20 protein-coding genes are annotated in these 21,119 nt (G+C 65.2%); 13 read left to right on the plus strand and 7 right to left on the minus strand.

The features are described from left to right. Window positions 1-3 precede the first annotated feature (3 nt). Together CCUG20998_RS18260 and mbtG are read right to left on the minus strand one after the other, a co-directional pair. Window positions 4-219 (minus strand): MbtH family protein, encoded by a 216-nt coding sequence (locus tag CCUG20998_RS18260; protein ID WP_020730318.1) that lies wholly within the window; start codon window positions 217-219, stop codon window positions 4-6. Continuing rightward, window positions 200-1,504, minus strand: a complete 1,305-nt coding sequence (gene mbtG, locus CCUG20998_RS18265) for an NADPH-dependent L-lysine N(6)-monooxygenase MbtG (protein WP_020730317.1) — start codon at window positions 1,502-1,504, stop codon at window positions 200-202. Before mbtG ends, CCUG20998_RS18260 begins: the two co-directional genes overlap by 20 nt. 235 nt (window positions 1,505-1,739) lie before the next feature. On the opposite strand from mbtG, the gene CCUG20998_RS18270 reads away from it, so the two are divergent. From CCUG20998_RS18270 to CCUG20998_RS18295, 6 genes are all read left to right on the plus strand, one after another. Further along, window positions 1,740-3,353, plus strand: coding sequence for a (2,3-dihydroxybenzoyl)adenylate synthase (locus CCUG20998_RS18270; protein ID WP_020730316.1), 1,614 nt, complete (start codon window positions 1,740-1,742; stop codon window positions 3,351-3,353). A 109-nt stretch (window positions 3,354-3,462) separates the two neighbouring features. Then, a complete protein-coding gene (locus CCUG20998_RS18275) occupies window positions 3,463-4,458 on the plus strand; it encodes an alpha/beta hydrolase (protein WP_020730315.1) in 996 nt (331 codons plus the stop codon). A gap of 1 nt (window position 4,459) precedes the next feature. Then, a complete protein-coding gene (locus CCUG20998_RS18280; RefSeq protein ID WP_011741381.1) occupies window positions 4,460-5,320 on the plus strand; it encodes an SDR family NAD(P)-dependent oxidoreductase in 861 nt (286 codons plus the stop codon). A gap of 31 nt (window positions 5,321-5,351) precedes the next feature. After that, complete coding sequence (locus CCUG20998_RS18285) at window positions 5,352-6,272, plus strand: hypothetical protein (RefSeq protein WP_020730314.1); 921 nt, start codon at window positions 5,352-5,354, stop codon at window positions 6,270-6,272. Continuing rightward, entirely contained in the window at window positions 6,269-7,780 is a 1,512-nt protein-coding gene (locus tag CCUG20998_RS18290; RefSeq protein ID WP_036456263.1) for a flavin-containing monooxygenase, read from the plus strand. The genes CCUG20998_RS18285 and CCUG20998_RS18290 overlap by 4 nt, the downstream gene beginning before the upstream one ends. After that, window positions 7,777-8,739, plus strand: a complete 963-nt coding sequence (locus CCUG20998_RS18295) for a MerR family transcriptional regulator (protein ID WP_020730312.1) — start codon at window positions 7,777-7,779, stop codon at window positions 8,737-8,739. Before CCUG20998_RS18290 ends, CCUG20998_RS18295 begins: the two co-directional genes overlap by 4 nt. Window positions 8,740-8,770: 31 nt before the next feature. Here CCUG20998_RS18295 and CCUG20998_RS18300 read toward each other — a convergent pair whose 3' ends face one another. The 4 genes from CCUG20998_RS18300 to CCUG20998_RS27925 all read right to left on the minus strand — a co-directional run bounded on the left by CCUG20998_RS18300 (window position 8,771) and on the right by CCUG20998_RS27925 (window position 12,461). Then, window positions 8,771-9,775, minus strand: a complete 1,005-nt coding sequence (locus CCUG20998_RS18300) for an acyl-ACP desaturase (RefSeq protein WP_369797351.1) — start codon at window positions 9,773-9,775, stop codon at window positions 8,771-8,773. Window positions 9,776-9,856: 81 nt separating this feature from the next. Then, window positions 9,857-10,660, minus strand: coding sequence for a sigma 54 modulation/S30EA ribosomal C-terminal domain-containing protein (locus tag CCUG20998_RS18305; RefSeq protein ID WP_050674593.1), 804 nt, complete (start codon window positions 10,658-10,660; stop codon window positions 9,857-9,859). A 200-nt stretch (window positions 10,661-10,860) separates the two neighbouring features. Continuing rightward, a complete protein-coding gene (locus tag CCUG20998_RS18310; protein WP_020730310.1) occupies window positions 10,861-12,222 on the minus strand; it encodes a salicylate synthase in 1,362 nt (453 codons plus the stop codon). An 83-nt stretch (window positions 12,223-12,305) separates the two neighbouring features. Then, entirely contained in the window at window positions 12,306-12,461 is a 156-nt protein-coding gene (locus tag CCUG20998_RS27925) for a hypothetical protein (protein ID WP_020730309.1), read from the minus strand. Between the two features lie 151 nt (window positions 12,462-12,612). Here CCUG20998_RS27925 and CCUG20998_RS18315 point away from each other — a divergent pair, with 151 nt between their 5' ends. Together CCUG20998_RS18315 and CCUG20998_RS18320 are read left to right on the plus strand one after the other, a co-directional pair. Next, window positions 12,613-12,822, plus strand: coding sequence for a hypothetical protein (locus CCUG20998_RS18315; RefSeq protein WP_012395320.1), 210 nt, complete (start codon window positions 12,613-12,615; stop codon window positions 12,820-12,822). A 289-nt stretch (window positions 12,823-13,111) separates the two neighbouring features. Beyond that, a complete protein-coding gene (locus tag CCUG20998_RS18320; protein WP_012395321.1) occupies window positions 13,112-14,347 on the plus strand; it encodes a sodium-dependent bicarbonate transport family permease in 1,236 nt (411 codons plus the stop codon). An 11-nt stretch (window positions 14,348-14,358) separates the two neighbouring features. On the opposite strand, the gene hemW is transcribed toward CCUG20998_RS18320, so the two are convergent. Then, window positions 14,359-15,531 carry a radical SAM family heme chaperone HemW gene (hemW, locus tag CCUG20998_RS18325; protein WP_020730307.1) on the minus strand — a complete coding sequence of 391 codons (1,173 nt, stop codon included), beginning with the start codon at window positions 15,529-15,531 and terminating at the stop codon, window positions 14,359-14,361. Between the two features lie 265 nt (window positions 15,532-15,796). On the opposite strand from hemW, the gene CCUG20998_RS29345 reads away from it, so the two are divergent. From CCUG20998_RS29345 to ggt, 5 genes are all read left to right on the plus strand, one after another. Then, window positions 15,797-15,850 carry an Ms4527A family Cys-rich leader peptide gene (locus tag CCUG20998_RS29345; protein ID WP_350356019.1) on the plus strand — a complete coding sequence of 18 codons (54 nt, stop codon included), beginning with the start codon at window positions 15,797-15,799 and terminating at the stop codon, window positions 15,848-15,850. A 117-nt stretch (window positions 15,851-15,967) separates the two neighbouring features. Next, window positions 15,968-17,635 carry a nitrite/sulfite reductase gene (locus tag CCUG20998_RS18335; RefSeq protein ID WP_020730305.1) on the plus strand — a complete coding sequence of 556 codons (1,668 nt, stop codon included), beginning with the start codon at window positions 15,968-15,970 and terminating at the stop codon, window positions 17,633-17,635. Beyond that, the gene (locus CCUG20998_RS18340; protein WP_020730304.1) at window positions 17,632-18,381 is read left to right on the plus strand and encodes a phosphoadenylyl-sulfate reductase; all 750 of its coding nucleotides are present in this window, start codon (window positions 17,632-17,634) and stop codon (window positions 18,379-18,381) included. Before CCUG20998_RS18335 ends, CCUG20998_RS18340 begins: the two co-directional genes overlap by 4 nt. Next, window positions 18,360-19,091 (plus strand): sirohydrochlorin chelatase, encoded by a 732-nt coding sequence (locus tag CCUG20998_RS18345; RefSeq protein ID WP_036456261.1) that lies wholly within the window; start codon window positions 18,360-18,362, stop codon window positions 19,089-19,091. The genes CCUG20998_RS18340 and CCUG20998_RS18345 overlap by 22 nt, the downstream gene beginning before the upstream one ends. Before the next feature lie 14 nt (window positions 19,092-19,105). After that, entirely contained in the window at window positions 19,106-21,046 is a 1,941-nt protein-coding gene (ggt, locus tag CCUG20998_RS18350) for a gamma-glutamyltransferase (protein ID WP_020730302.1), read from the plus strand. The last annotated feature ends 73 nt before the right edge of the window (window positions 21,047-21,119 follow it).

Below are 21,119 nucleotides of genomic sequence, written 5' to 3' on the forward strand. Positions count from 1 at the left end.
CGGTTAGTTGCCAGCCATCGCGTCGCGCAGGCTCTTGGGCCGGATGTCGGCCCAGTGCTGCTCGACGTAGGACAGGCAGTCGGCGCGCGTGTCCGCGCCGAACGCTACCCGCCAGCTGGCGGGCACATCGGCGAATGTCGGCCACAGGCTGTGCTGTTCCTCGTCATTGATCAGCACATAAAACATGGCGTCTTCGTCATCAAACGGATTGGTACTCATCGCTTCTCCCCTTTGACCGATTGGTCCCAACCGGTGCGGGCGCTAGGCCGAGTTCGGCACTGAGGATGCGGTCGGACAGCAGACCCAGACAACTCAGATTCGGAAATCCCGGACCTTCGTTGAGGCCGGCCAGATTCGGCAGGAACAATTTCGGGGCAACGCCGGACACAGCCAGATCGGCACCGATGGATTCCTCGAGCCGCTGACAGGTCAGCGGCGCCTGCAGCCCCAGCTCCAGCAAGTCCACCGCATCCTGACTCAGCAACGATAGAAACCACAACGGGTCGGCGCCGGAACCGTCGATGACGAGGTCGAAGTCATGCAAGGTCTCGCGGGGTTCACCGCAGCAGTCGGTGGACAGCGTGAGCCAGATTCGGTTGTCGCGGTTGACCGCACGAGCAACCCGCCCGCGCATATGCCGGATTCGCTCGTCGGTGAGCAGGGATTCCTGTACGCGCGCCGAGAACACCCCACGGTCGGTGCGAGCGATGCAGTCGCGCCGTTCCGACAGGGCCAGATTGCGCCACCCGGCGGGATCGGAAAACAGAGAGTTTTCGAAGAAGCCCTCACCGCGGGTGAACAGGGTCGCCTGCGGCGAGAAGGCCGTGATCGCCGAAACCCGATGATGAAAAAGCTCATTGAGGATTGATGCGGCGGTCTCGCCACCGCCGATGACCGCGACGCGTTCGGCAACAATCCGCTCATGTTGTGCCGCGCGGTGCCAGAACTGGGCAATCGACAGCACCCGCGGATCGTGGGCAAGGATCGATCTTTCCGGCTGGCCAGGCCCGGTGAACATCACCATGTCTGCGGTCAGACTCGAGTCGGCCGTATGCACCACCCAGCGAGATTCGTCGACCGACAGCTGAACTACCTCGCCACCAACGACTTCCAGACCAGCCCGGTCGGCAACCCAGCGCAAGTACTGCGCCCACGTGTCGTGGGCCGGCGACGGCCTGCCCCGGTCCACCCAGCCGACAAATTGGTCGGTGTCGACCAGAAAAGACTGCCAGCTAAACCGAATCATCCGCTCGTCGATTTCGGCGTTGCGGCCCGGCCACAGCGCCGACCGATAGGGGAAACCGACGTCCTTTTCGGGGCTGGTACCCAGCCGCTGCCGGCCGTCGGTCCAGCCGCCGCCGGCTCGCCAGTTCGCGGCCACCCCGGTGGACTCGATGGCAACCAAGTCAGGAACCTCGACGCCCATCTCGCGTAGCACCGCCGCCTTCGCGGCCACCGCCGCCGCCTTCGCGCCGGCCCCGACAATCGCGAGCGTGGCGCTCATGCGGCGCCCAGCAATCGCACATGGCCGCGGGAGCACGTTGGGTAATAGCGCTGCCATTTCCAGTTCGCCAGCATCCCGGCGAGGGTGGCGCCGCCCACCAGCCACCTCCCATCCTTAGCCCAGGCTGTCCTAACTTCGAGTACGCTACCCTATGGTCCGAGGGGTGGGAAACGCACGCCCCAAGGGGAGTCGCCGAGTGCCTGTCACATCCGCCCAGCCGCCTCGACCGGGGCCGGTGGCCGGGTTCATTCCGTACCCACCCGAGCGAGTGGCCAGCTACCGCGCCGCCGGTTATTGGACCGGTCGCAGCATCGGCTCGCTGTTGCGGCAAGCGGCCGCACGCTGGCCTGACCGAGTGGGCGTGGTCGACGCCGGCGCCAGCCATACGTTCTGCGAACTGGACAAACTGGCCGATCGAGCCGCCGCGGGCTTCGTTTCGCTGGGCATCGCACCGGGCGACCGGGTGCTGCTGCAGTTACCCAATTCGTGCCGGTTCGCGGTCGCCTTGTTCGGCCTGTTGCGCGCCGGAGCCATCCCGGTGATGTGCCTGCCCGGACACCGGCTGGCAGAACTGCACCACTTCGCCGAGGTCAGCGGTGCGGTGGGTTTGATCGTCGCGCAGCACGCCGGCGGCTTCGACTACCGGTCGATGGCCGAGCGGTTGGTCGCCGCTCACCCCCAGTTGCGCCACGTCATCATCGACGGCGAGTCCGGGCCCTTTCTGCCGTGGTCGTCGCTGTCCGAAGGCGCCACACCCGACATCGATGTCGACACCACATCGCCCGCCTTGTTACTCGTCTCGGGTGGCACCACCGGCACTCCGAAACTGATCCCCCGAACACACGACGACTACGTCTACAACGCCACCGCGAGTGCGCAGTTGTGCCGGCTGACCGCTGACGACGTGTACCTCGTGTCGCTGCCGGCGGCGCACAACTTCCCGTTGGCATGTCCGGGCATACTCGGCTCGATGGCCGTCGGCGCCACCATCGTTTTCAGCACCGACCCCAGCCCGGAGGCCGCCTTCACCTTGATCGAGCGCCACGGCGTCACCGTCACGGCGCTGGTACCCGCGCTGGCCAAACTGTGGACCCAGGCCTGTGACTGGGAGCCGGTAACCCCGAAGTCTTTGCGGCTATTGCAGGTTGGTGGCTCCAGATTGGAGCCCGAGGATGCTCGCCAGGCACGAGAGGCATTGACCCCGGGGCTGCAACAGGTCTTCGGGATGGCCGAAGGACTGCTGAACTTCACCCGCCTCGAAGATCCGCCGGACCTCCTCGAGCACACCCAGGGCCGGCCCCTGTGCTCCGCTGACGAATTGCGCATTGTCGACGGCGCGGGCGCGCCGGTGGCTCCCGGCGCAGAGGGCGAGCTACTCGTGCGCGGTCCCTACACCATCAACGGCTACTTCTGCGCCGACCGAGACAACGAGCGCTGCTTCGATCCAGCCGGCTTCTATCGCAGCGGCGACTTGGTCCGACTCCGCGACGACGGCTACCTGCAGGTCACCGGGCGCGTCAAAGACGTCATCTGCCGCTGCGGTGAGACCATCTCGGCCCAGGACCTCGAAGAACAGTTGCTCAGCCACCCGGCGATCCGCTCGGCCGCGGCGGTGCCACTGCCGGACCCGGATATGGGCGAGCTAATCTGCGCTGCAATTGTTTTCGCGGGGCCACCGCAGACGCCGCAGACCTTGTCGGGACTCAATGACTATCTCCAGCAGCGTGGCGTTGCCGCGCATATCCGCATCGATCGGCTGGTCGCGATGCCGTCGCTGCCGACCACACCGGTGGGAAAGATCGACAAGAAGGCGATCGCGAGCCAGATCCTGACAACCACGGCGACCTGAGCAGGGCAATCACGTCCGCCACCCCGCCATGCGGGTCCGCCGAGCCGACATAGCCGACCGACAAAAAGTGACATTGACTAATGTCACCATTTGGTATTGACTGCATTTTATGACGGACATCGTTCCGGTCCGCGGGTCATTGCGGTCCCGCACCGCGGTAGCGGTGAGCTCGATAATGATGCCGCCCATCACCGCGGCAATACCGCCGGAGCGCGCCTGGGGAATCTGGATGACGCGCCAGCTCATCGCGCGGCTGATGGGCACGCTCGGCCCATCACTGTCGGGCACCCACGTGAAACCGGTGAACTCTGTTCTGCCAGACGGGCGCCGGGTCGTCGGCGAATGGGTCCACGGGCCGCACCTGCCGACCGGGCCCGCACCGAATCGCAGCGGCGCAATCTATTTCGTGCACGGCAGCGGCTACACCATGTGTTCGCCCCGGACGCACCGGCGCCTGACGGCTTGGCTGTCCTCACTCACCGGACTGCCGGTGTTCAGCGTCGACTACCGATTGGCGCCACGACACCGCTTCCCCACCGCCGCCGACGACGTGCGGGCCGGGTGGGACTGGCTGCCGGGCGCATGCGGCTTGTCCCCGGAACGCATGGTCGTGGTGGCCGATTCGGCGGGCGGTCACCTATCGGTTGATTTGCTTTTGCAGCCCGACGTCGCCGCCCGGCCGCCGGCCTCACTGGTGCTGTTCTCACCGCTGATCGACCTGACCTTCGGGCTCTCGGCCGCTCGGGAACGGACGAAGCCCGATCCCGCCGTCCGTGCGGCCACCGCGGCGCGCGTGGTCGGCCTCTACCACGCCGGGATCGATCCCACCCATCACCGCCTCAGCCTCGACGTCGCGGGCGGATCGCCACTTCCCAGCACGCTGATCCAGGCCGGCGCGGCCGAGATGCTGGAGGCGGATGCGCGTCAGCTGGCCGCCGACATTCGCACTGCCGGTGGCCGCTGCGAACTGCAGGTCTGGCCCGACCAGATGCACGTATTCCAGGCACTGCCGCGGATGACTCCGGAGGCCGCCAAAGCCATGGCCTACGCCTCCGCGTTCATCGCAGGCTCATTGCAGGACAACGCTACTGCCGAGGCGGTCTGACATGTTGGGTCCCTTGGACAAGCTGCTGGGCAAGTCCCGAAAGACCAGCCACGATGCCCTGGCGGTGGTCACCGGCGCGGGCAGCGGAATCGGCGCCGCATTCGCGCTCGAACTCGGTCGCCGCGGTAGCGCGGTAGTTTGCAGCGACATCGACGAAGTGGCCGCCCAGAACACGGTCGCAGCGCTGACCGAGGCGGGCGCCAGAGCCATCTCGATCGGCTGCGACGTCTCACGCATCGAAGACGTGACGGCGCTGGCCGAACGCTCACAAGCCTGGTTCGATGGACCGCCGACATTGGTGATCAACAACGCCGGCGTCGGTGCTGGCGGCGCGGGTATCGGCGAAATCCCCCTTGATGATTGGTTATGGACCCTGGGCATCAATCTCTGGGGCCCGATCCATGGCTGCCATGTTTTCACCCCCATCCTGCGGGAGGCCGGACGGGCGGTCGGCCCGCGGGGCATCATCAACGTCGCCTCGGCCGCCGCATTCGGCGCGGCTCCGGGCATGGCCGCCTATAACGTCAGCAAGGCTGGGGTGCTCTCACTATCGGAAACCCTGGCCGCCGAACTATCCGGCACCGGCATCAATGTCACCGTGCTGTGCCCGACCTTCGTCAAGACCAACATCGTCGAGTCCGGTCGGATCAGCGAGCAGTCCAGCGAGGTCGTCACCAAACTCATTCGCTGGACCGGATTTTCGCCCGACAAGGTGGCACGCATCTGTCTGGACGCCAACGACCGCGGCGATCTGTACTGCATGCCCCAGCTGGACGCCAAGATCGGGTGGAACATCAAGCGGATGGCGCCCGGCACATACACCAGGGCGGCCGGTCTGATTTTGCGGGCGACGATGCGCTAAGAGCCCGTTTCACCAACGGAAGGAGCTTCTGGTGACGATCGACATGGAAGCTATGCTCGCCAAGATCAAGGATCGTCAGTGGGCGCTCGCCGACATCGACTGGGAAGCACCGGGCGCCGATACCATTCGGCCCGAATTCCGGTCCAAGCTCAAGGCATTCATGGCGGACCTGTGCTGGATCGAGAACATCGGGGCGCGCGGCTTCGCCGCGCTGGCCAAGAAAGCCCCCGACCCGACAATCGCGGAAATCTACCGGTATTTTCACGCCGAAGAACAGCGCCACGCCAACGCCGAGCTAGCCCTGATGAAGCGCTGGGGCATGCTCGACGAGGGCGAACTTCCCAAACCCAACGTCAACATCCGGTTGGCTATCGATTGGCTGGACACCTACTCGGATGGCATGCCGCTGTCCGTGCTGGGCACCGTGATTCCGATGCTCGAAGTGGCGCTCGACGGGGCGCTGTTGAAGTTCCTCCTCGATACCGTCGAAGATCCGGTGTGCCACCAGGTGTTCGAGAAGATCAACAACGACGAATCCCGGCACATCGCCGTGGATTTCGAGGTGCTCGACATGATCGGGCACGCCACGGCGCGCCGGCTGGCGATCGAGTTCGTCGGCAATATCGCCTCGCCGGGACTGATCATCGGCGCACTCATGTACATACCGCTGCTCAACCGGGTGCGCAATGAGATGGCCGGCATGGGCATGGAACCGGAGCGGTTGTACAACGCGGTCAAGCGCTTCAGGCAACTCGGCGAGCGCAGCGCGAAAACACCACGGGTTCCGGCGTACCGCGTCCTCAAGCGCCATGCCGCCATGGTGGTCAACCCGAGCCACCCCTATCACCTACTGGCCAACTCCATGGTGTGGCTGTCGGACTACTACCCCAAGCCCTTGTTGAAGCCGATACCCAGCTGGTTCAAAGAACTCACCTATCGGCCAGCGGCGTGACCATGGCGCCCGATCACGCCTACGCGACGCTGATTGTGGGAGCGGGCCTCACCGGACTGGGTGCGGCAATCCGACTCGCCGAGGCCGGTTTGAGCAACCCCGATGAGGTGGTGATTCTGGAGCGCGGCGACCGGGTCGGCGGAACCTGGCGCGACACCACCTATCCGGGCGCCAGCTGCGACATACCCTCACTGCTGTACTCGTTCTCGTTCGTCCGCAACCCCAAGTGGTCACGCACCTACTCCCCCGCCGCGGAGATCTACCGGCACATCGAGGCCATGGTGAACCGGTTCGGTATCGGTGATCGCATCCGGTTCGGCCAACGAGTCACTGGCCTCACATTCAACCAAGACACCGGCATCTGGACCGCGACAACGCAGGCGGGCGAAAGGTTTCGGGCCCGAACCGTCATCCTGGCTTCCGGTCCGCTCTCCGATGTCAGCTTCCCCGACATCCGGGGCCTGGATCGCTATGAAGGTCACAAGATCCACAGCGCGCGCTGGGACCACGACTACGACTTCAGCGGCAAGCGAGTCGCCGTTGTCGGCACCGGAGCCAGCGCCGTGCAAATCGTCCCGGAACTGGTGAATCAGGCCAGCTTCGTCAAGGTCTTCCAGCGCACCCCCTGTTGGGTCTTGCCACGGCTCGACGTCGCCACGCCACCCGCCGTGCAGGCCTTGTTCACCAAAGTCCCCGCTGCTCAACAACTCGCGCGACAAGCCCTGTTCTGGGGCCACGAGGCCACCGCGGGCGCGTTGGTGTGGAACACTCCGCTGACGTCGCTGGTGGCGTTACTGGGCCAGGCCCATCTTCGCGGTCAGGTCAAAGACCGGTGGTTACGCCGCCAACTGACGCCGGACTTCCGCCCGGGCTGCAAGCGCATGCTGGTTTCCAGCGACTACTATCCCGCGCTGCAACGCCCGAACTGCAAACTCATCGACTGGCCGATCGCGACGCTGAGCCCGGTTGGCATCCGGACCAGCGATGGTCTAGAGCATCACCTGGACTGCATCGTGTTCGCGACCGGCTACGACGTCCATCTGATGGGACCTCCCTTCCCGATCACCGGCATCGGCGGCCGGTCGCTGGCCGATGAATGGGCCCACGGCGCACAGGCTTACAAGAGCATCAACGCACACGGATATCCCAATCTGTTCTTCATGACCGGACCGAACTCCGGGCCCGGGCACAATTCGTTGCTGGTCTACATCGAAGGCCAACTCGACTACGCGGTGCGCGCCATCACCACGATCCTCGACGAACGCCTGCGCTATCTCGATGTGCGTGCAGACGTCCAGCGCCGCTACAACGAGCGAATCCAGCGTCGGCTTGCCAAGACGACGTGGATGTCGGGTTGCCGTAGTTGGTACCTCACCAAAGAGGGGTTCAACGGGTCGATGTTTCCCGGGTTTGCCACCGAGTACCTTTGCCAAATGCGGGATTTCCGCCATGGCCACTACCATGCGGTCGCCCAAGACGCCGGCAGCATGGTGACCTCGACGGCATGATCCGCAACGGTGACATGACCAACGACCGATCGGCGCGACCCGACCCCGGCACCATAGCCAGCGTGCTGCACAACGTGCGGCGCGCGCCGAAACGTGTCCGGCGCCAATCGCGGGAGCTTGGCGAGTTCATCGAAGCCGCTGTGTCACAACTTTTCGATGCGGCCGTCCGGCACCCCAATGGTGGCGCGACCTCAGGTGAATACCGGATCGACGAACTGGCCAGACTGGCCGGCACCACCACCCGCAACATCCGGGTGTACCGAGACCGTGGCCTGCTGCCCCCGCCGCTGCGGGTCGGCCGAATCGCGTTGTTCAACGACACCCATTTGACCCGGCTTCGGCTGATCACGTCCATGCTCGACCGGGGGTACAACATCGCACATGTTCGAGAGATGCTCAGCGCCTGGGAGGAAGGCAGAAACCTCGGCGACGTCCTGGGCCTGGAGACGGCCATCGTCGGCAGCTGGACCACCGAGAAACCGCAAACCATGCCACTTGCCCAGGCTCAGCGGCGCGTCGGCGATCCACTGGCATTCGAACGGCTGGTGGCGCTGCGACTGATCCGCATCGACGGCACCCAAGCGATCATTACCCGCCCCAAACTCATTGACGCGTTCAACGAGGTACGGGGCTATGGCATCAGCATGGACAAACTCATCGACCTACACGAGCAGATCCTTCCCAAGGTCGACGAGATCAGCGACCTGCTGGTGCGAGCCGGCGCTGAGCATGTTGTGGATCGGATCAAGCCGGGCGAGCCGCTGCCCGGTGACGCCGAGATCGCCGAGCTGATCACCATGCTGATCCGGTTCCGAACCCAGGCCGTCGCATCGATCACTGCGACGCTGGCTTCCTCGATCGAATCAACCATCGAATCACTGGTCAGCCGCCTCCTCTCGGACTACATCGAGCAATCCTCGGAGGCCCAACCCGCCCTGCGGCGCCAGCAGGCACCGTGAGCCACCGATGCCGGGCCAACCAGCTCGGTGATCACATTCTGCTGAGGGTAAGCGTCCCTTCGGTTTTGAGCACCCGACTGGCGGTGATCTTCTCTGCCCTGCGCTCCTCGCGCTCGAGGTAGCGCTGCTTGGACTCGTCGAACTTGTCGCCGGCTTGTTCGAGTTCCTTGATCAGCACACCGAGATCGTCGCGCATCCACGCGGCTTCCCCGGTGAAGTCCTCCCGCTCGAAAATCCGCCACTTCTTCAGCACCGGCATCACCACCTCGTTGAGGTGGATCCGCGGGTCGTAGATGCCGCCGACGGCGATGATCACGGCCTTGCGACGGAACTCCGGGACGGTGAACCCGGGCATCTTGAAGTTGCGCAATATCCGGTGCACAGACTTCATCGCCTGGTTCGGTGCGATGTCCAGCCCGGCCGCGCTGACGTCACGGTAGAAGATCATGTGCAAGTTCTCGTCGTGCGACACCCTGGCCATCAACTGCTCGGCGATCGGGTCGTTGCTGGCTTTACCGGTGTTGCGGTGCGAGACGCGGGTGGCCAACTCCTGAAACGACACGTACATGACCGAGTCGAACACACTTTCCGCAAACAGATCACCCTGTTGGTTCTGGCCCGGGCTGAAGCCTCTTGTCATTTGCTCTAGGCGCAGCTTCTCCAGCTCTACGGGGTCGACAGCACGTGTCACCACCAGATAGTCACGCAGCGCGGTGCTGTGTCGGTTCTCCTCGGCGGTCCACCGGTTGACCCACTGCCCCCATGGACCGTCCATGCTGAAGTTCATCGCGATCTCGCGGTGATACGACGGTAAGTTGTCCTCGGTCAACAGATTCTGCACCATCGCCACTTGAGCGACGTCGGTGAGCTGGCTCTGCCCAGGCTCCCAATCCTGGCCGTCGAGGGCGTAGTAGTTCTTGCCATCGGACCAGGGAACGTAGTCGTGCGGATTCCATTCTTTGAACATCGAGATGTGCCGGTTGAGTAGATTCTCCACCACGGGCTGAAGCTCGTGGAGTAGCTGCAGGTTGGTCATTTCCTTGGACACGTTGGTCTCCCAGCTATGTGTTCCGTCCAGTTACAGGCAATATATCTGTAAACCGCGGTTACATTCAAGTCAGGCGCGCCGGGCGGGGCCGACCAATCCGAGATCGCCGTCGTAGCGGGGATAGAGCAACTGGCCGCGGCCAGTAGCCGAATCGGTGAAAAACAGCAGCTGAAGCCCGTGTTCGCGGGCGCGGCGCAGCGCCTCATCCTCGGTGAGGGCCAGCGTCGGGCGAGAATTCACGATCAGGGGTACCGGCGGCGCCGAATTGCTCGGCGACCAAGCCCATCCCGGCGGATACACGTGCCGCTGCCGAGCCAGCCGCAGCCCCGACGGGCCGGCCCGGTAGACCACCGCGTCCTCGCCCGTTTCTGCGTCGGTGAACACGTGCGCGTCGTAGTCCATCGCATCCATCACGGCCACCGCCGCCAGGGGCGTCGAGCACTGCAGCGAGACCGGCTTGCGACGCGCGATGGCCGCATCAGGCCGCACGAACAGCCGACGACGCGTCAGATCGGGCCAGGGCCGGGGACGCCACTGGTCATACATCCGCACGATATGACGGTCCAGCCTGAGCAATGCCGGCGCCAGATCATCGATGCCGGGCGTAACGGCAAGCACCCGAGCCGGAAGTTCCCCCACCCGCAGGTTCACCTGCACCACCATCGGGCCACGGCCACAAGCTCCCGTCTTGAGACGCACCCGGGCCCCTCCGACGATCTCGCGGTGCACCAGAATCTGGCCCACCGCGCGCGCCACCTGCTCACCATGAGCAGCCGACACCGACGCACTGGAAAGCACGGTCACATCAGGGAACTCCCGCACCGACCACGGCCTGAGTGCATACACGGCGCACCGACCCCGCTTTCTCGACATGTGTTGCTGCCGCTGAAAGGGAAGCCTGGCTGGCCAAATGCCTACTCTGCTAGGGCCGAAAGTCCTTGCGCACGGTGTGCGATTGATCACCGTTTGGTCAACGGCGTCCACTCACCCGGCGTACGGCGGGCGTCCTCGTGCCCTACCGCCATGTGAGCGCGCGGCGGCACTTACCGCCGGCGTTGCGAAAGCCTCGAGGGCTACTGACGCTCAACCAGATACGGCGCCAACGTGGAGAGCTTCTCGCAGGTCTCTTCGAATTCGCGCTCGGGCTGGGATGCCTCGATGATGCCGGCACCCGCCCGCAACCAGGTGCGCCCGTCACGCTCGTAGGCGGCGCGCAGTGTCAGGGCGGCATCGAGCCCACCATCGGCCGACAACATGACGACCGCCCCCGAATACAGTCCGCGCGGACCTTCGTCGAGACGCAAGATCGCGTCGACACCGTCGGCCTTGGGGATGCCCGATGCCGTCACGGCGGGAAAAAGCGCCTCCAACGCATTCATCCGATCGCTGGCCGCATCCAGGCGGGCGCTGATCGTCGAACCGAGGTGCTGCACGCTACCGCGCTCGCGCACCGACATGAAATCGATCACCGCTGCGGTTCCGGGCTCGGCCACCTCGGTGATCTCGTGCAACGACGTGCGCACCGAAATAGCATGCTCGACAATCTCTTTGGCATTGCTCTCCAGGTCGCCACGGGCCAGCCGATCATGGGCGGCACCCCGGCCCAGCGCGCGCGTGCCGGCCAACGGCTCGGTGACCACCACACCGCTGGGCGAAACCGCGGTGACGAGTTCCGGGCTAAAGCCGAGGGCGCGAATTCCACCAAGCCGCAGCAAGAATGACCGTACGGGTGTGTTGCGCTCACGGCCCCGCCGATACGTCGACGGAAAATCGAGCCGGAACGGCACCTCTACGCAGCGGGACAGGATCACCTTGTGGTACGCGCCGGACGCGATCTCACGAACCGCTACCGCCACGCGGTCGCGATAGCCCGACGGATCGGCGCTCAGATCGATGGTGCGAGATCGGGGCACCGTGGGCAGCCCGTCGCGCAGCAGCCGCAGCACCGCCTCGCGCTCGTGCGGCTCCGCGCCGAACAGGCTTACGTCATCGCGGGTCACCACGATGCGGGTGCGCGGCCAGAAGACCCGAGCCAGCGGGGTGCCCGGGGCCAGGCGAGCCTGCAGACCGTAGCGGTACAGCCCGAATTCGAAAGCCACCCAGCCGAAGACCTGATCGGTCTCCAACAACAATCTGTCGATGGCCTCGCCCAGCACTTCCCCAGGTCGCCCCGACCACTGCTGACGCTGAGTCACACCGTCGCGGATGACCCGGACCTCGTCGCTGTCCAACTCCACCATCGCCTGCACACCCGACGCCAGGACCCACTGGCCGTCACGCTCGTAGAGCAGGTATTGGGTACCTTCGGGTCTCACCGCCTCGCACAGCACGGCGGCCAACTCGGCCGCAAGGTCGGCCGGATCGATATCGGCCGGCATCGGGATCGACGGTTCAGCGGTACTGACAGCACTCGCTTCGACACTGACCTCTACCACAGTAGGTAAATGTAGCCTAACCTACGTAAATTCGCGCTACCCGCTCCCGCAAGACGCGGCTACCGGCCAAGACTCAGCGGGAATCAATGGCGGGACACATGCGCGCCGGACTCCCCGGCCGGTGGCGCCAACGCATCCCACCTCAACCCGGAGCCACGCCAGCCCACCCGCCGCCACCGGCCCATCGCGCTCGCCTCGCCGACCTCCGGCTTGCGCAACAACCACAGATCGCCAACCATTTACCTGATCGACACACCGTGAGATGCTGCTGAGCGGGCAGTTCTCTTACCATCACTGTCTAGCCAGCTAGCCAGTCGCAGAGATGCCCCGCCGGCGCTCATCCACCCCCGCCCAAGACCGCCTGCCGCAAGCATCAAGGAGGACCAGCACATGTTCGTAATCCGGCTTGCCGACGGAGAAGAAGTCACCGGCGAATGCGATGAGCTCACCATCAACCACGACACCGGCGTTTTGACGGTCTGCAAAGTCGACGGCTTCGAGGAAACGACGACCCACTACTCGCCATACGCCTGGCGGTCGGTGACGTACCGAAAGCGCGACATCGGCGTCAGGCCGTCGCTGGTTTCTTCGGCGCGTTGAACGCCGCAACGCCCATCTCACAGTGGATTGCCAGATAACTCACACTAAACTGGCGGCCAGCTGACTTTTACGGCACGTTGCCAGCGCAATTGCCATCGCCGACTGTTACATAGCTGTTTCGGCCGCTGCCGTGTCGGCCAAAACGGCCCAAATCCAGCTACTTTAATAGGCGTACCAAGTGGCGATTTGGCAGCCGCCTCGCTAAATTCTCAGCGTTGTCTGGGGTGTGTTCCCGGTTGCTCCGCTGGCGGTGGATGCTTCCTGGATCGCGGCACGATGGGAGGCGTCAATGCTGCACGAGTTCTGGGAGAACTTCACCCATAACCTGTTCAAACCGCTCTTGTTATTTTTCTATTTCGGGTTTTTGATTCCAATCCTGAAGGTGCGGTTCGAGTTCCCGTATGTGATCTATCAGGGCCTCACCATGTACCTGCTGCTGGCGATCGGCTGGCACGGCGGTGAGGAACTCGCCAAGATCAAACCGTCCAGCATCGGCAGCATCGTCGGCTTCATGGGTGTGGGCTTCGTCCTGAATTTCCTGATCGGCGGTCTGGCCTACCTGCTGCTGAGCCGCATGAGCCGAATGCGGCGAGTCGACCGAGCTACCGTCGCCGGCTATTACGGGTCGGACTCGGCGGGGACCTTTGCCACCTGCGTGGCCGTCCTCACCAGCGTGGGCATCGCCTTCAACGCCTACATGCCGGTCATGTTGGCCGTCATGGAGATCCCCGGCTGCCTGGTGGCCCTGTACCTGGTGGCGCGGCTGCGGCACCGCGGGATGGACGAGGCCGGATACATGCCCGACGAACCGGGCTACACGCCCCCGGCCAAGGTCTCGGTCGGACCGGGTACCGCCGCCCGGCCCGCGCGTGGCGAGAGCCTGGAAAGCACACATGACCGCGAAATCGAGCAGGAGCTGGAGTTTTCGCTGGAAAAGCGGGAGCACACGGACCAGGACGAACCCGCCAAGGGCAGCGGCCGGCCGTCGCTGTTCTCCCGGGAGCTCTTCCAGGAGGTCTTCCTCAACCCCGGGCTGGCTCTGCTGCTCGGCGGCATCATCATCGGCCTGATCAGTGGGCTGCAAGGCGAGAAGGTCGTCCACGACGACGACACCTTCTTCGTTACCGCGTTCCAGGGTGTGCTGGCCCTGTTCCTGCTCGAGATGGGCATGACAGCGTCGCGCAAGTTGAAGGACCTCAAGACGGCCGGGCGCGGGTTCATCTTCTTCGGCCTACTGGCCCCAAACCTTTTTGCCACCATCGGCATCATCGTGGCGCACAGCTACGCCTACCTCACCAACAGCGACTTCAAGCCGGGCACCTACGTGTTGTTCGCGGTGTTGTGCGCTGCGGCGTCCTACATCGCGGTGCCGGCCGTGCAGCGACTGGCGATACCCGAAGCAAGCCCGACGCTGCCGCTGGCCGCATCGCTGGGTTTGACCTTCTCCTACAACGTGACGATCGGGATCCCGCTCTACATCGAGATCGCCCGCATGGTCGGGATCTGGTTTCACACCACGGGCTGAGCCGCCCGAAGCTACCCGAGCAGCGTGCGCACCACGGCGTCGGCCAGCAGCCGTCCCCGATCGGTGAGCACCACGCTGTCGCCCTCGGTGATCAGCAGCCCGTCGGCCACCGCGGCCTGAGCGCGCTCACGCTCGCCGGCATCGAGATGCGCCAGCGGCAACCCTTGCCGCAGCCGTAGCCGTAGCATCACCTCTTCGGTGTGCAAGGCGTCCTCTTCGAGCTGCTCGAGGCCGGCCACCGGCAGCGAAGAACCCGCCAGTATCTCCGCATAAGTGTTGGGGTGCTTGACATTCCACCAGCGGGTCGCGCCGACGTACCCGTGTGCGCCGGGGCCCGCACCCCACCATTGACCCCCATTCCAGTAGCCGAGGTTGTGCCGGCATTCACCGCCCGGCCGGGCCCAGTTGGACACCTCGTACCACGCCAACCCGGCCGCGGTCAGCCGCGCGTCGGCCAGTTCGTAACGATGTGCCAGCACGTCGTTATCGACGGGGGGCAACTCGCCTTGCCGCACTCGCCGCGCCATCGCGGTTCCGTCCTCAACGACCAGGGCGTAGGCCGAAACGTGGTCGACACCGGCTTCGATAGCGGCGTCTACCGAGCGCAGCAGGTCGTCGTCGGTCTCCCCGGGGGTTCCGTAGATCAAATCGAGGTTGACGTGTTCGAAACCCGCGGCAAAGGCCTCGCGCGCCGCCGCCGAGGCCCGGCCGGGCGAATGCACCCGGTCCAAGGTGGCGAGCACGCGGGGCGCTACCGACTGCATGCCCAGCGATACCCGGGTGTAGCCGGCCGAGCGGATGGCGTCGAAGAATTCCGGCCAGGTGGACTCGGGATTGGCCTCGGTGGTGATCTCGACGTCGGGCGCGAGCACAAAATGGTCGCGCACCATGTCCAGCAGCGTCGTCAGGCGCTGACCGCCCAGTAGCGAGGGTGTCCCACCGCCGACAAACACCGTGTTCACTGTCGGCGCGTTCAGCCGTGCCGCGGCCAGCTCCAGTTCGGTGCGTAGCGCCAGCAGCCACGCGTCGGGGTTGACGCCGCCCAGCTCAGCCGGTGTATAGGTGTTGAAGTCGCAATACCCGCAGCGGGTCACGCAGAACGGGACATGCAGGTACAGCCCAAACGGCCGTCCGGGGCTGGGCAACAGGGCGGGCAGGTCGACCGGTGCCTCGCGAACAGTCATGCCAAATCTTCGCACGCCGGCCGAGACCCGGACGCCGGTGTGCACGCCGGCGGTCAGCGAGGGGCCCCCACCCCGGGAAGCGGGCCCGTCTGCCGCGGGGCCTGGATGTTCTCAGCCGCTTCGCGGCTTCGTCTATCCAAGCCCCCAGTCTCGCTCGGTAGTTTTGGTCACTGTGAGACAAAATCAGCCCTGTTCGCGCGACGACCGCGGTCCGTGGCAGAATGTCACGGTGCCCGCCAATTCGAACCCGCACATCGCGCTGGTTATGCGTCGGCACATCGACCTCAAGCGGGTCTGCAGCTGTTGCTGTCTTCCTTGATGTCGTAGACCCGGCCCCCTTATACCTGTAGCTGGCCATCGGATCTGCGCACCCCGTCAGACTCGATGGTTTTGTGCGCGCCCAGGTTGGCATTTCTCGCGAAGGAGAACAGACCCAATGACCACGGCACGTCCCGCCAAGCCCCGCAATGAGGGCCAGTGGGCGCTGGGAAATCGCGAGCCGCTCAACGCCAACGAGGAACTCAAGAAGGCGGGCAACCCACTCGATGTGCGCGAGCGCATCGAGAACATCTACGCCAAGGCCGGATTCGACAGCATCGACAAGAGTGATCTGCGGGGGCTCTTCCGCTGGTGGGGACTTTACACCCAGCGCGAACAGGGCTACGACGGTTCCTGGACGGGCGACGAGAACATCGACAAACTCGAAGCCAAATACTTCATGCTGCGGGTGCGCTGCGACGGCGGTGCCCTTTCGACGGCCGCATTGCGTACTTTGGGCGCCATTTCTACCGAATTCGCCAGAGACACCGCCGACATCTCCGACCGGGAGAACCTGCAGTACCACTGGATCGAGGTCGAGAAAGTACCCGAGATCTGGCGGCGACTCGACGAAGTCGGGCTGCACACCACCGAGGCGTGCGGGGACTGCCCCCGCGTCGTGCTGGGCTCGCCACTGGCCGGCGAGTCACTCGACGAGGTGCTGGACCCGACTTGGGCGATCGACGAAATCGTGCGCCGCTACATCGGCAAGCCTGACTTCGCCGACCTGCCACGTAAGTACAAGACCGCCATTTCGGGCCTGCAGGACGTTGTGCACGAGGTCAACGATGTCGCGTTCATCGGCGTCAACCACCCCGAGCACGGGCCGGGACTGGATCTGTGGGTAGGCGGCGGTCTTTCCACCAACCCGATGCTGGCCAAACGGGTCGGGGCCTGGGTGCCGCTGGAAGAAGTGCCCGAAGTGTGGGCAGCGGTCACCTCGGTATTCCGCGACTACGGCTACCGGCGCCTACGGTCCAAGGCGCGGCTGAAGTTCCTGATCAAGGACTGGGGCATCGAGAAATTCCGGGAAGTTCTCGAAACCGAGTACCTCAAGCGGCCGTTGATCGACGGTCCCGCCCCCGAACCCGCCAAGCATCCGATCGACCACGTCGGCGTGCAACGGCTCAAGAACGGGCACAACGCGGTGGGGGTTTCCCCTATCGCCGGTCGGGTATCGGGCACCGTCTTGACGGCGGTGGCTGAGCTGGCCGAGCGGGCCGGGTCGGACCGGATCCGGTTCACGCCCTACCAGAAGTTGGTCATCCTCGACATTCCCGACGACAAGCTCGATGAGACCATCGCCGGCCTGCAGGCGCTGGGTCTGCGCGCGCAGCCATCGCATTGGCGCCGGAATCTCATGGCCTGCAGTGGCATTGAGTTCTGCAAGCTATCGTTCGCCGAAACCCGGGTCCGGGCACAGTCTTTGGTGCCCGAACTCGAAGAGCGGCTGGACGACCTCAACTCCACGCTTGATGTCCCGGTCACCGTCAACATCAACGGATGCCCGAACTCCTGTGCGCGAATTCAAGTCGCTGACATCGGGTTCAAGGGCCAGATGGTCGACGATGGCGCCGGCGGCCAGGTCGAGGGTTTCCAGGTACATCTGGGCGGCAGCCTGGGCCTGGACAGTGGCTTCGGCCGCAAACTGCGTCAACACAAGGTCACCAGCGACGAGCTGGGTGACTACATCGATCGGGTGGTGCGCAACTTCGTCAAGAACCGCGCCGCCGGTGAACGCTTTGCCCAGTGGGCAATTCGGGCCGAGGAGGACGACCTGCGATGATCGAAACAAGCAACCTGACAGAAGCCGAGCTGCGCGAGCTGGCGGCACGCGGTGCGGCCGAACTCGAAGGGGCCAGTGCCACCGAACTGCTGCAGTGGACCGATGAGACCTTCGGCGGTGCCAATCGTGCCGCCGGTGTCGCTGGTGTCCAGACGGCTAACTACGTGGTGGCCTCCAACATGCAGGACGCCGTGTTGATCGACCTGGCGTCCAAGGTCCGCCCGGGCGTACCGGTGCTGTTTCTGGACACCGGATACCACTTCGCGGAAACCATCGGTTCCCGCGATGCGGTCGAATCCGTCTACGACGTCCAGGTGCTCACCATCACTCCCGAGCACACCGTTGCCGAGCAGGACAAGCTGCTGGGCAAAGACCTGTTCGCCCGCAATCCCGGCGAGTGCTGCCGGCTGCGCAAGGTGGTCCCGTTGCGTCAGGCCCTGAGCAACTTCTCCGCCTGGGTGACCGGACTGCGCCGGGTCGAGGCACCAACGCGGGCCAATGCACCCGTGATCAGCTTCGATGAGGCCTTCAAGCTGGTGAAGATCAACCCGCTGGCGGCCTGGTCTGATGACGAAGTCCAGGACTACATCGTGGCCAACAATGTTCTGGTCAATCCGCTTGTCGACGAGGGCTATCCGTCGATCGGCTGTGCCCCGTGCACGGTCAAGCCGGCCGCCGGCGCCGACCCGCGCAGCGGGCGCTGGCAGGGGCTGGCCAAGACCGAATGCGGGTTGCACGCTTCGTGACGGCGCTGGTACTCACGGCGCACGGCAGCAGGGATCCCCGGTCTTCGGCCAATGCACGAGCGGTGGCGGCCCGAGTCGCGCGCATGCGGCCCGATCTCGATGTGCAGTTGGCGTTTTGCGAGCTGAACTCGCCAGGCCTGGTCGAGGTGCTCAACGGATGTTCCGGTGATGCTGTGGTCACACCCCTACTGCTGGCCAACGGGTACCACGCCGGCATCGACATTCCCGCGCAGATCGCAAGCTGCCGGGAGAGTTTGCGGGTGCGCCAGGCCAACGTGCTCGGAACCGACGACCGGCTGGTGTCGGTGCTGCGGCAACGCGTGACGGCGTTGGGAGTTTCCCGATTCGACGACAGCCTCGGCGTACTCGTCGTGGCGATCGGCTCGTCAAACGCCGCGGTCAACTCCCATACCGCCCAGGTCGGGCCGAAACTGGCCGAGGGAACCCGCTGGGCCGCGGTAGTGACCGCGTTCGCCACCCACCCGCCGGCCACCCTGGCCGAAGCCGTCAGCCGGCTGCGTCGGCGCGGTGCCCACCGGGTGGTCGTTGCACCGTGGTTCTTGGCCCATGGCAGACTGCCGGACCGGGTGCAGCGCTTTGCGGCCGATACTGGGCTCGCCATGGCCGCACCCCTGGGTGCGCACCGTTTGGTGGCCGAGACAGTACTAGATCGCTTCGCGCAGGCAACCGCTGGTCGCGTCGCGGCGTAACGGAGTTTCGTTCAATGACTTTTGTCAAGCGTTGTGGTGCAGTGCTGGCCGTAGCGGCCCTTGCGCTGGCCGGATGTGGCACTACCCACGTGGGGGCGCCGAACTCGGCGGGCCCGTGCGAGATCGTGCCCAACGGCACCCCGGCGCCGAAAACCTCGGTCGCCGCCGCGGCCCCGTCATCGAGAAACGTGGCGACAAACCCGGAGATCGCCACCGGCTATCGCACGGACATGACCCCGGTGCATACCGCGCACTATTCGGTGTCGGCCGCCAATCCACTGGCCACTCAGGCCGCCTGCCGAGTGCTGCGCGACGGTGGCACCGCCGCCGACGCTGTGGTGGCGGCCCAGGCGGTGCTGGGCCTGGTCGAACCCCAGTCCTCGGGCATCGGCGGCGGTGGGGTGCTGCTGTACTACGACGCCAGAACGCGGTCGGTGCAGGCCTATGACGGCCGCGAGGTCGCCCCGGCGGCGGCCACCGAGAACTACATGCGCTGGATCAGCGATGCCGACCACAGCGCACCCAAACCCAATCCGCGTGCCTCAGGACGATCGATCGGAGTGCCGGGCATCCTGCGAATGCTCGAGATGGTGCACAACGAGCACGGCACCACACCGTGGCGTGACCTCTTCAGTCCCGCGGTGGCATTGGCCGACAACGGTTTCGACATCAGCCCGCGGATGGCCGCGGCCATCTCCGACTCGGCGCCGCAATTGGGCGCCGACCCACAAGCGCGCGGGTATTTCCTCACCCCCGACGGCACCCCCAAGGCCGTTGGCACCCGGCTGACCAATCCCGCCTACGCAAAGGCGTTGTCCGAGATCGCATCGGCCGGCGCGAGCGTCTTCTATACCGGCGATATTGCTCACGACATCGTGGCCGCCGCCGGCGACACCTCCGGTGGCCGCACGCCCAGCCTGATCACCCTTGAAGATCTGTCCGCCTATCCCGCCAAGAAGCGCGAACCGCTGTGCACGACTTACCGTGGCCGGCAGATCTGTGGGATGCCGACGCCGTCATCGGGTGGCGTCGCGGTGGCCGCCACTTTGGGAATCCTCGAGCACTTCCCCATGAGTGAGTACCGGCCCGACAACCTCGACCCCAACGGTGGTCGCCCGAGTGTTATGGGCGTGCACCTGGTCGCCGAGGCCGAGCGGCTGGCGTACGCCGACCGCGATAAATACGTGGCCGACGCGGATTTCGTCCCACCGCCCGGTGGGTCGCTGAGCACCCTGGTCGACCCCGCGTATCTGGCCGGGCGCGCAGCGCTGATCTCGCCCCAGCACAGCATGGGGACCGCCAAGCCCGGCGACTTCGGCTTGCCGACCACCATCGCCGCGCCGGTTCCCGAACACGGCACCAGCCACGTCAGCGTCGTTGACTCATACGGAAACGCGGCCGCTTTGACCACAACAGTGGAATCGGCGTTCGGTTCCTTTCACATGGTCGACGGTTTCCTGCTCAACAACCAGCTCAGCGATTTCAACGCGCAGCCATACGACTCCGATGGTGCACCGGTGGCCAACCGCATCCAGCCCGGGAAGCGGCCGCGAAGTTCGATGGCACCCACCTTCGTCTTCGATGGCGCACCAGCAGAACACAGCTCGCTGTATGCGGTGGTGGGCTCCCCCGGCGGGTCAACGATCGTCCAGTTCGTTGTGAAAACACTTGTGGCGATGCTCGATTGGGGGCTGGATCCGCAGCAGGCGGTGTCAGCGGTCGATTTCGGCGCGGCAAACACGCCACGAACCAATGTCGGCGGCGAGCACCCCGACATCAACACCGCCGACAACGGCGCCCACGACCCGCTGGTGGAAGGCCTGCGCGCGCTGGGCCATCAGGTCAACCTGGCTGACCAGTCCAGCGGGCTGTCGGCGATCACCCGCAGCAAGTCGGGGTGGACCGGTGGCGCCGACCCGCGCCGCGAAGGTGTGGTGATGGGCGACACCAGCTAGCCCGGCGCGCGCGGCACCTGCCGTGGTCGGCCCGCCGGGGCCAGGTGGGCATTGCTGCGGATGGCGGCACTAG

The sequence above is a fragment of the Mycobacterium marinum genome (assembly GCF_003391395.1).
GTDB classification, from domain to species: domain Bacteria; phylum Actinomycetota; class Actinomycetes; order Mycobacteriales; family Mycobacteriaceae; genus Mycobacterium; species Mycobacterium marinum.

What these genes read in the sequence shown, in the direction of transcription:
- CCUG20998_RS18260 (WP_020730318.1), bottom strand. Translation starts at nt 219, where the DNA reads ATGAGTACCAATCCGTTTGATGACGAAGACGCCATGTTTTATGTGCTG.
- mbtG (WP_020730317.1), bottom strand. Translation starts at nt 1,504, where the DNA reads ATGAGCGCCACGCTCGCGATTGTCGGGGCCGGCGCGAAGGCGGCGGCG.
- CCUG20998_RS18275 (WP_020730315.1), top strand. Translation starts at nt 3,463, where the DNA reads ATGACGGACATCGTTCCGGTCCGCGGGTCATTGCGGTCCCGCACCGCG.
- CCUG20998_RS18280 (WP_011741381.1), top strand. Translation starts at nt 4,460, where the DNA reads ATGTTGGGTCCCTTGGACAAGCTGCTGGGCAAGTCCCGAAAGACCAGC.
- CCUG20998_RS18295 (WP_020730312.1), top strand. Translation starts at nt 7,777, where the DNA reads ATGATCCGCAACGGTGACATGACCAACGACCGATCGGCGCGACCCGAC.
- CCUG20998_RS18300 (WP_369797351.1), bottom strand. Translation starts at nt 9,775, where the DNA reads ATGACCAACCTGCAGCTACTCCACGAGCTTCAGCCCGTGGTGGAGAAT.
- CCUG20998_RS18305 (WP_050674593.1), bottom strand. Translation starts at nt 10,660, where the DNA reads ATGTCGAGAAAGCGGGGTCGGTGCGCCGTGTATGCACTCAGGCCGTGG.
- CCUG20998_RS27925 (WP_020730309.1), bottom strand. Translation starts at nt 12,461, where the DNA reads ATGGTTGGCGATCTGTGGTTGTTGCGCAAGCCGGAGGTCGGCGAGGCG.
- CCUG20998_RS18315 (WP_012395320.1), top strand. Translation starts at nt 12,613, where the DNA reads ATGTTCGTAATCCGGCTTGCCGACGGAGAAGAAGTCACCGGCGAATGC.
- CCUG20998_RS18320 (WP_012395321.1), top strand. Translation starts at nt 13,112, where the DNA reads ATGCTGCACGAGTTCTGGGAGAACTTCACCCATAACCTGTTCAAACCG.
- hemW (WP_020730307.1), bottom strand. Translation starts at nt 15,531, where the DNA reads ATGACTGTTCGCGAGGCACCGGTCGACCTGCCCGCCCTGTTGCCCAGC.
- CCUG20998_RS18335 (WP_020730305.1), top strand. Translation starts at nt 15,968, where the DNA reads ATGACCACGGCACGTCCCGCCAAGCCCCGCAATGAGGGCCAGTGGGCG.
- CCUG20998_RS18340 (WP_020730304.1), top strand. Translation starts at nt 17,632, where the DNA reads ATGATCGAAACAAGCAACCTGACAGAAGCCGAGCTGCGCGAGCTGGCG.
- CCUG20998_RS18345 (WP_036456261.1), top strand. Translation starts at nt 18,360, where the DNA reads ATGCGGGTTGCACGCTTCGTGACGGCGCTGGTACTCACGGCGCACGGC.
- ggt (WP_020730302.1), top strand. Translation starts at nt 19,106, where the DNA reads ATGACTTTTGTCAAGCGTTGTGGTGCAGTGCTGGCCGTAGCGGCCCTT.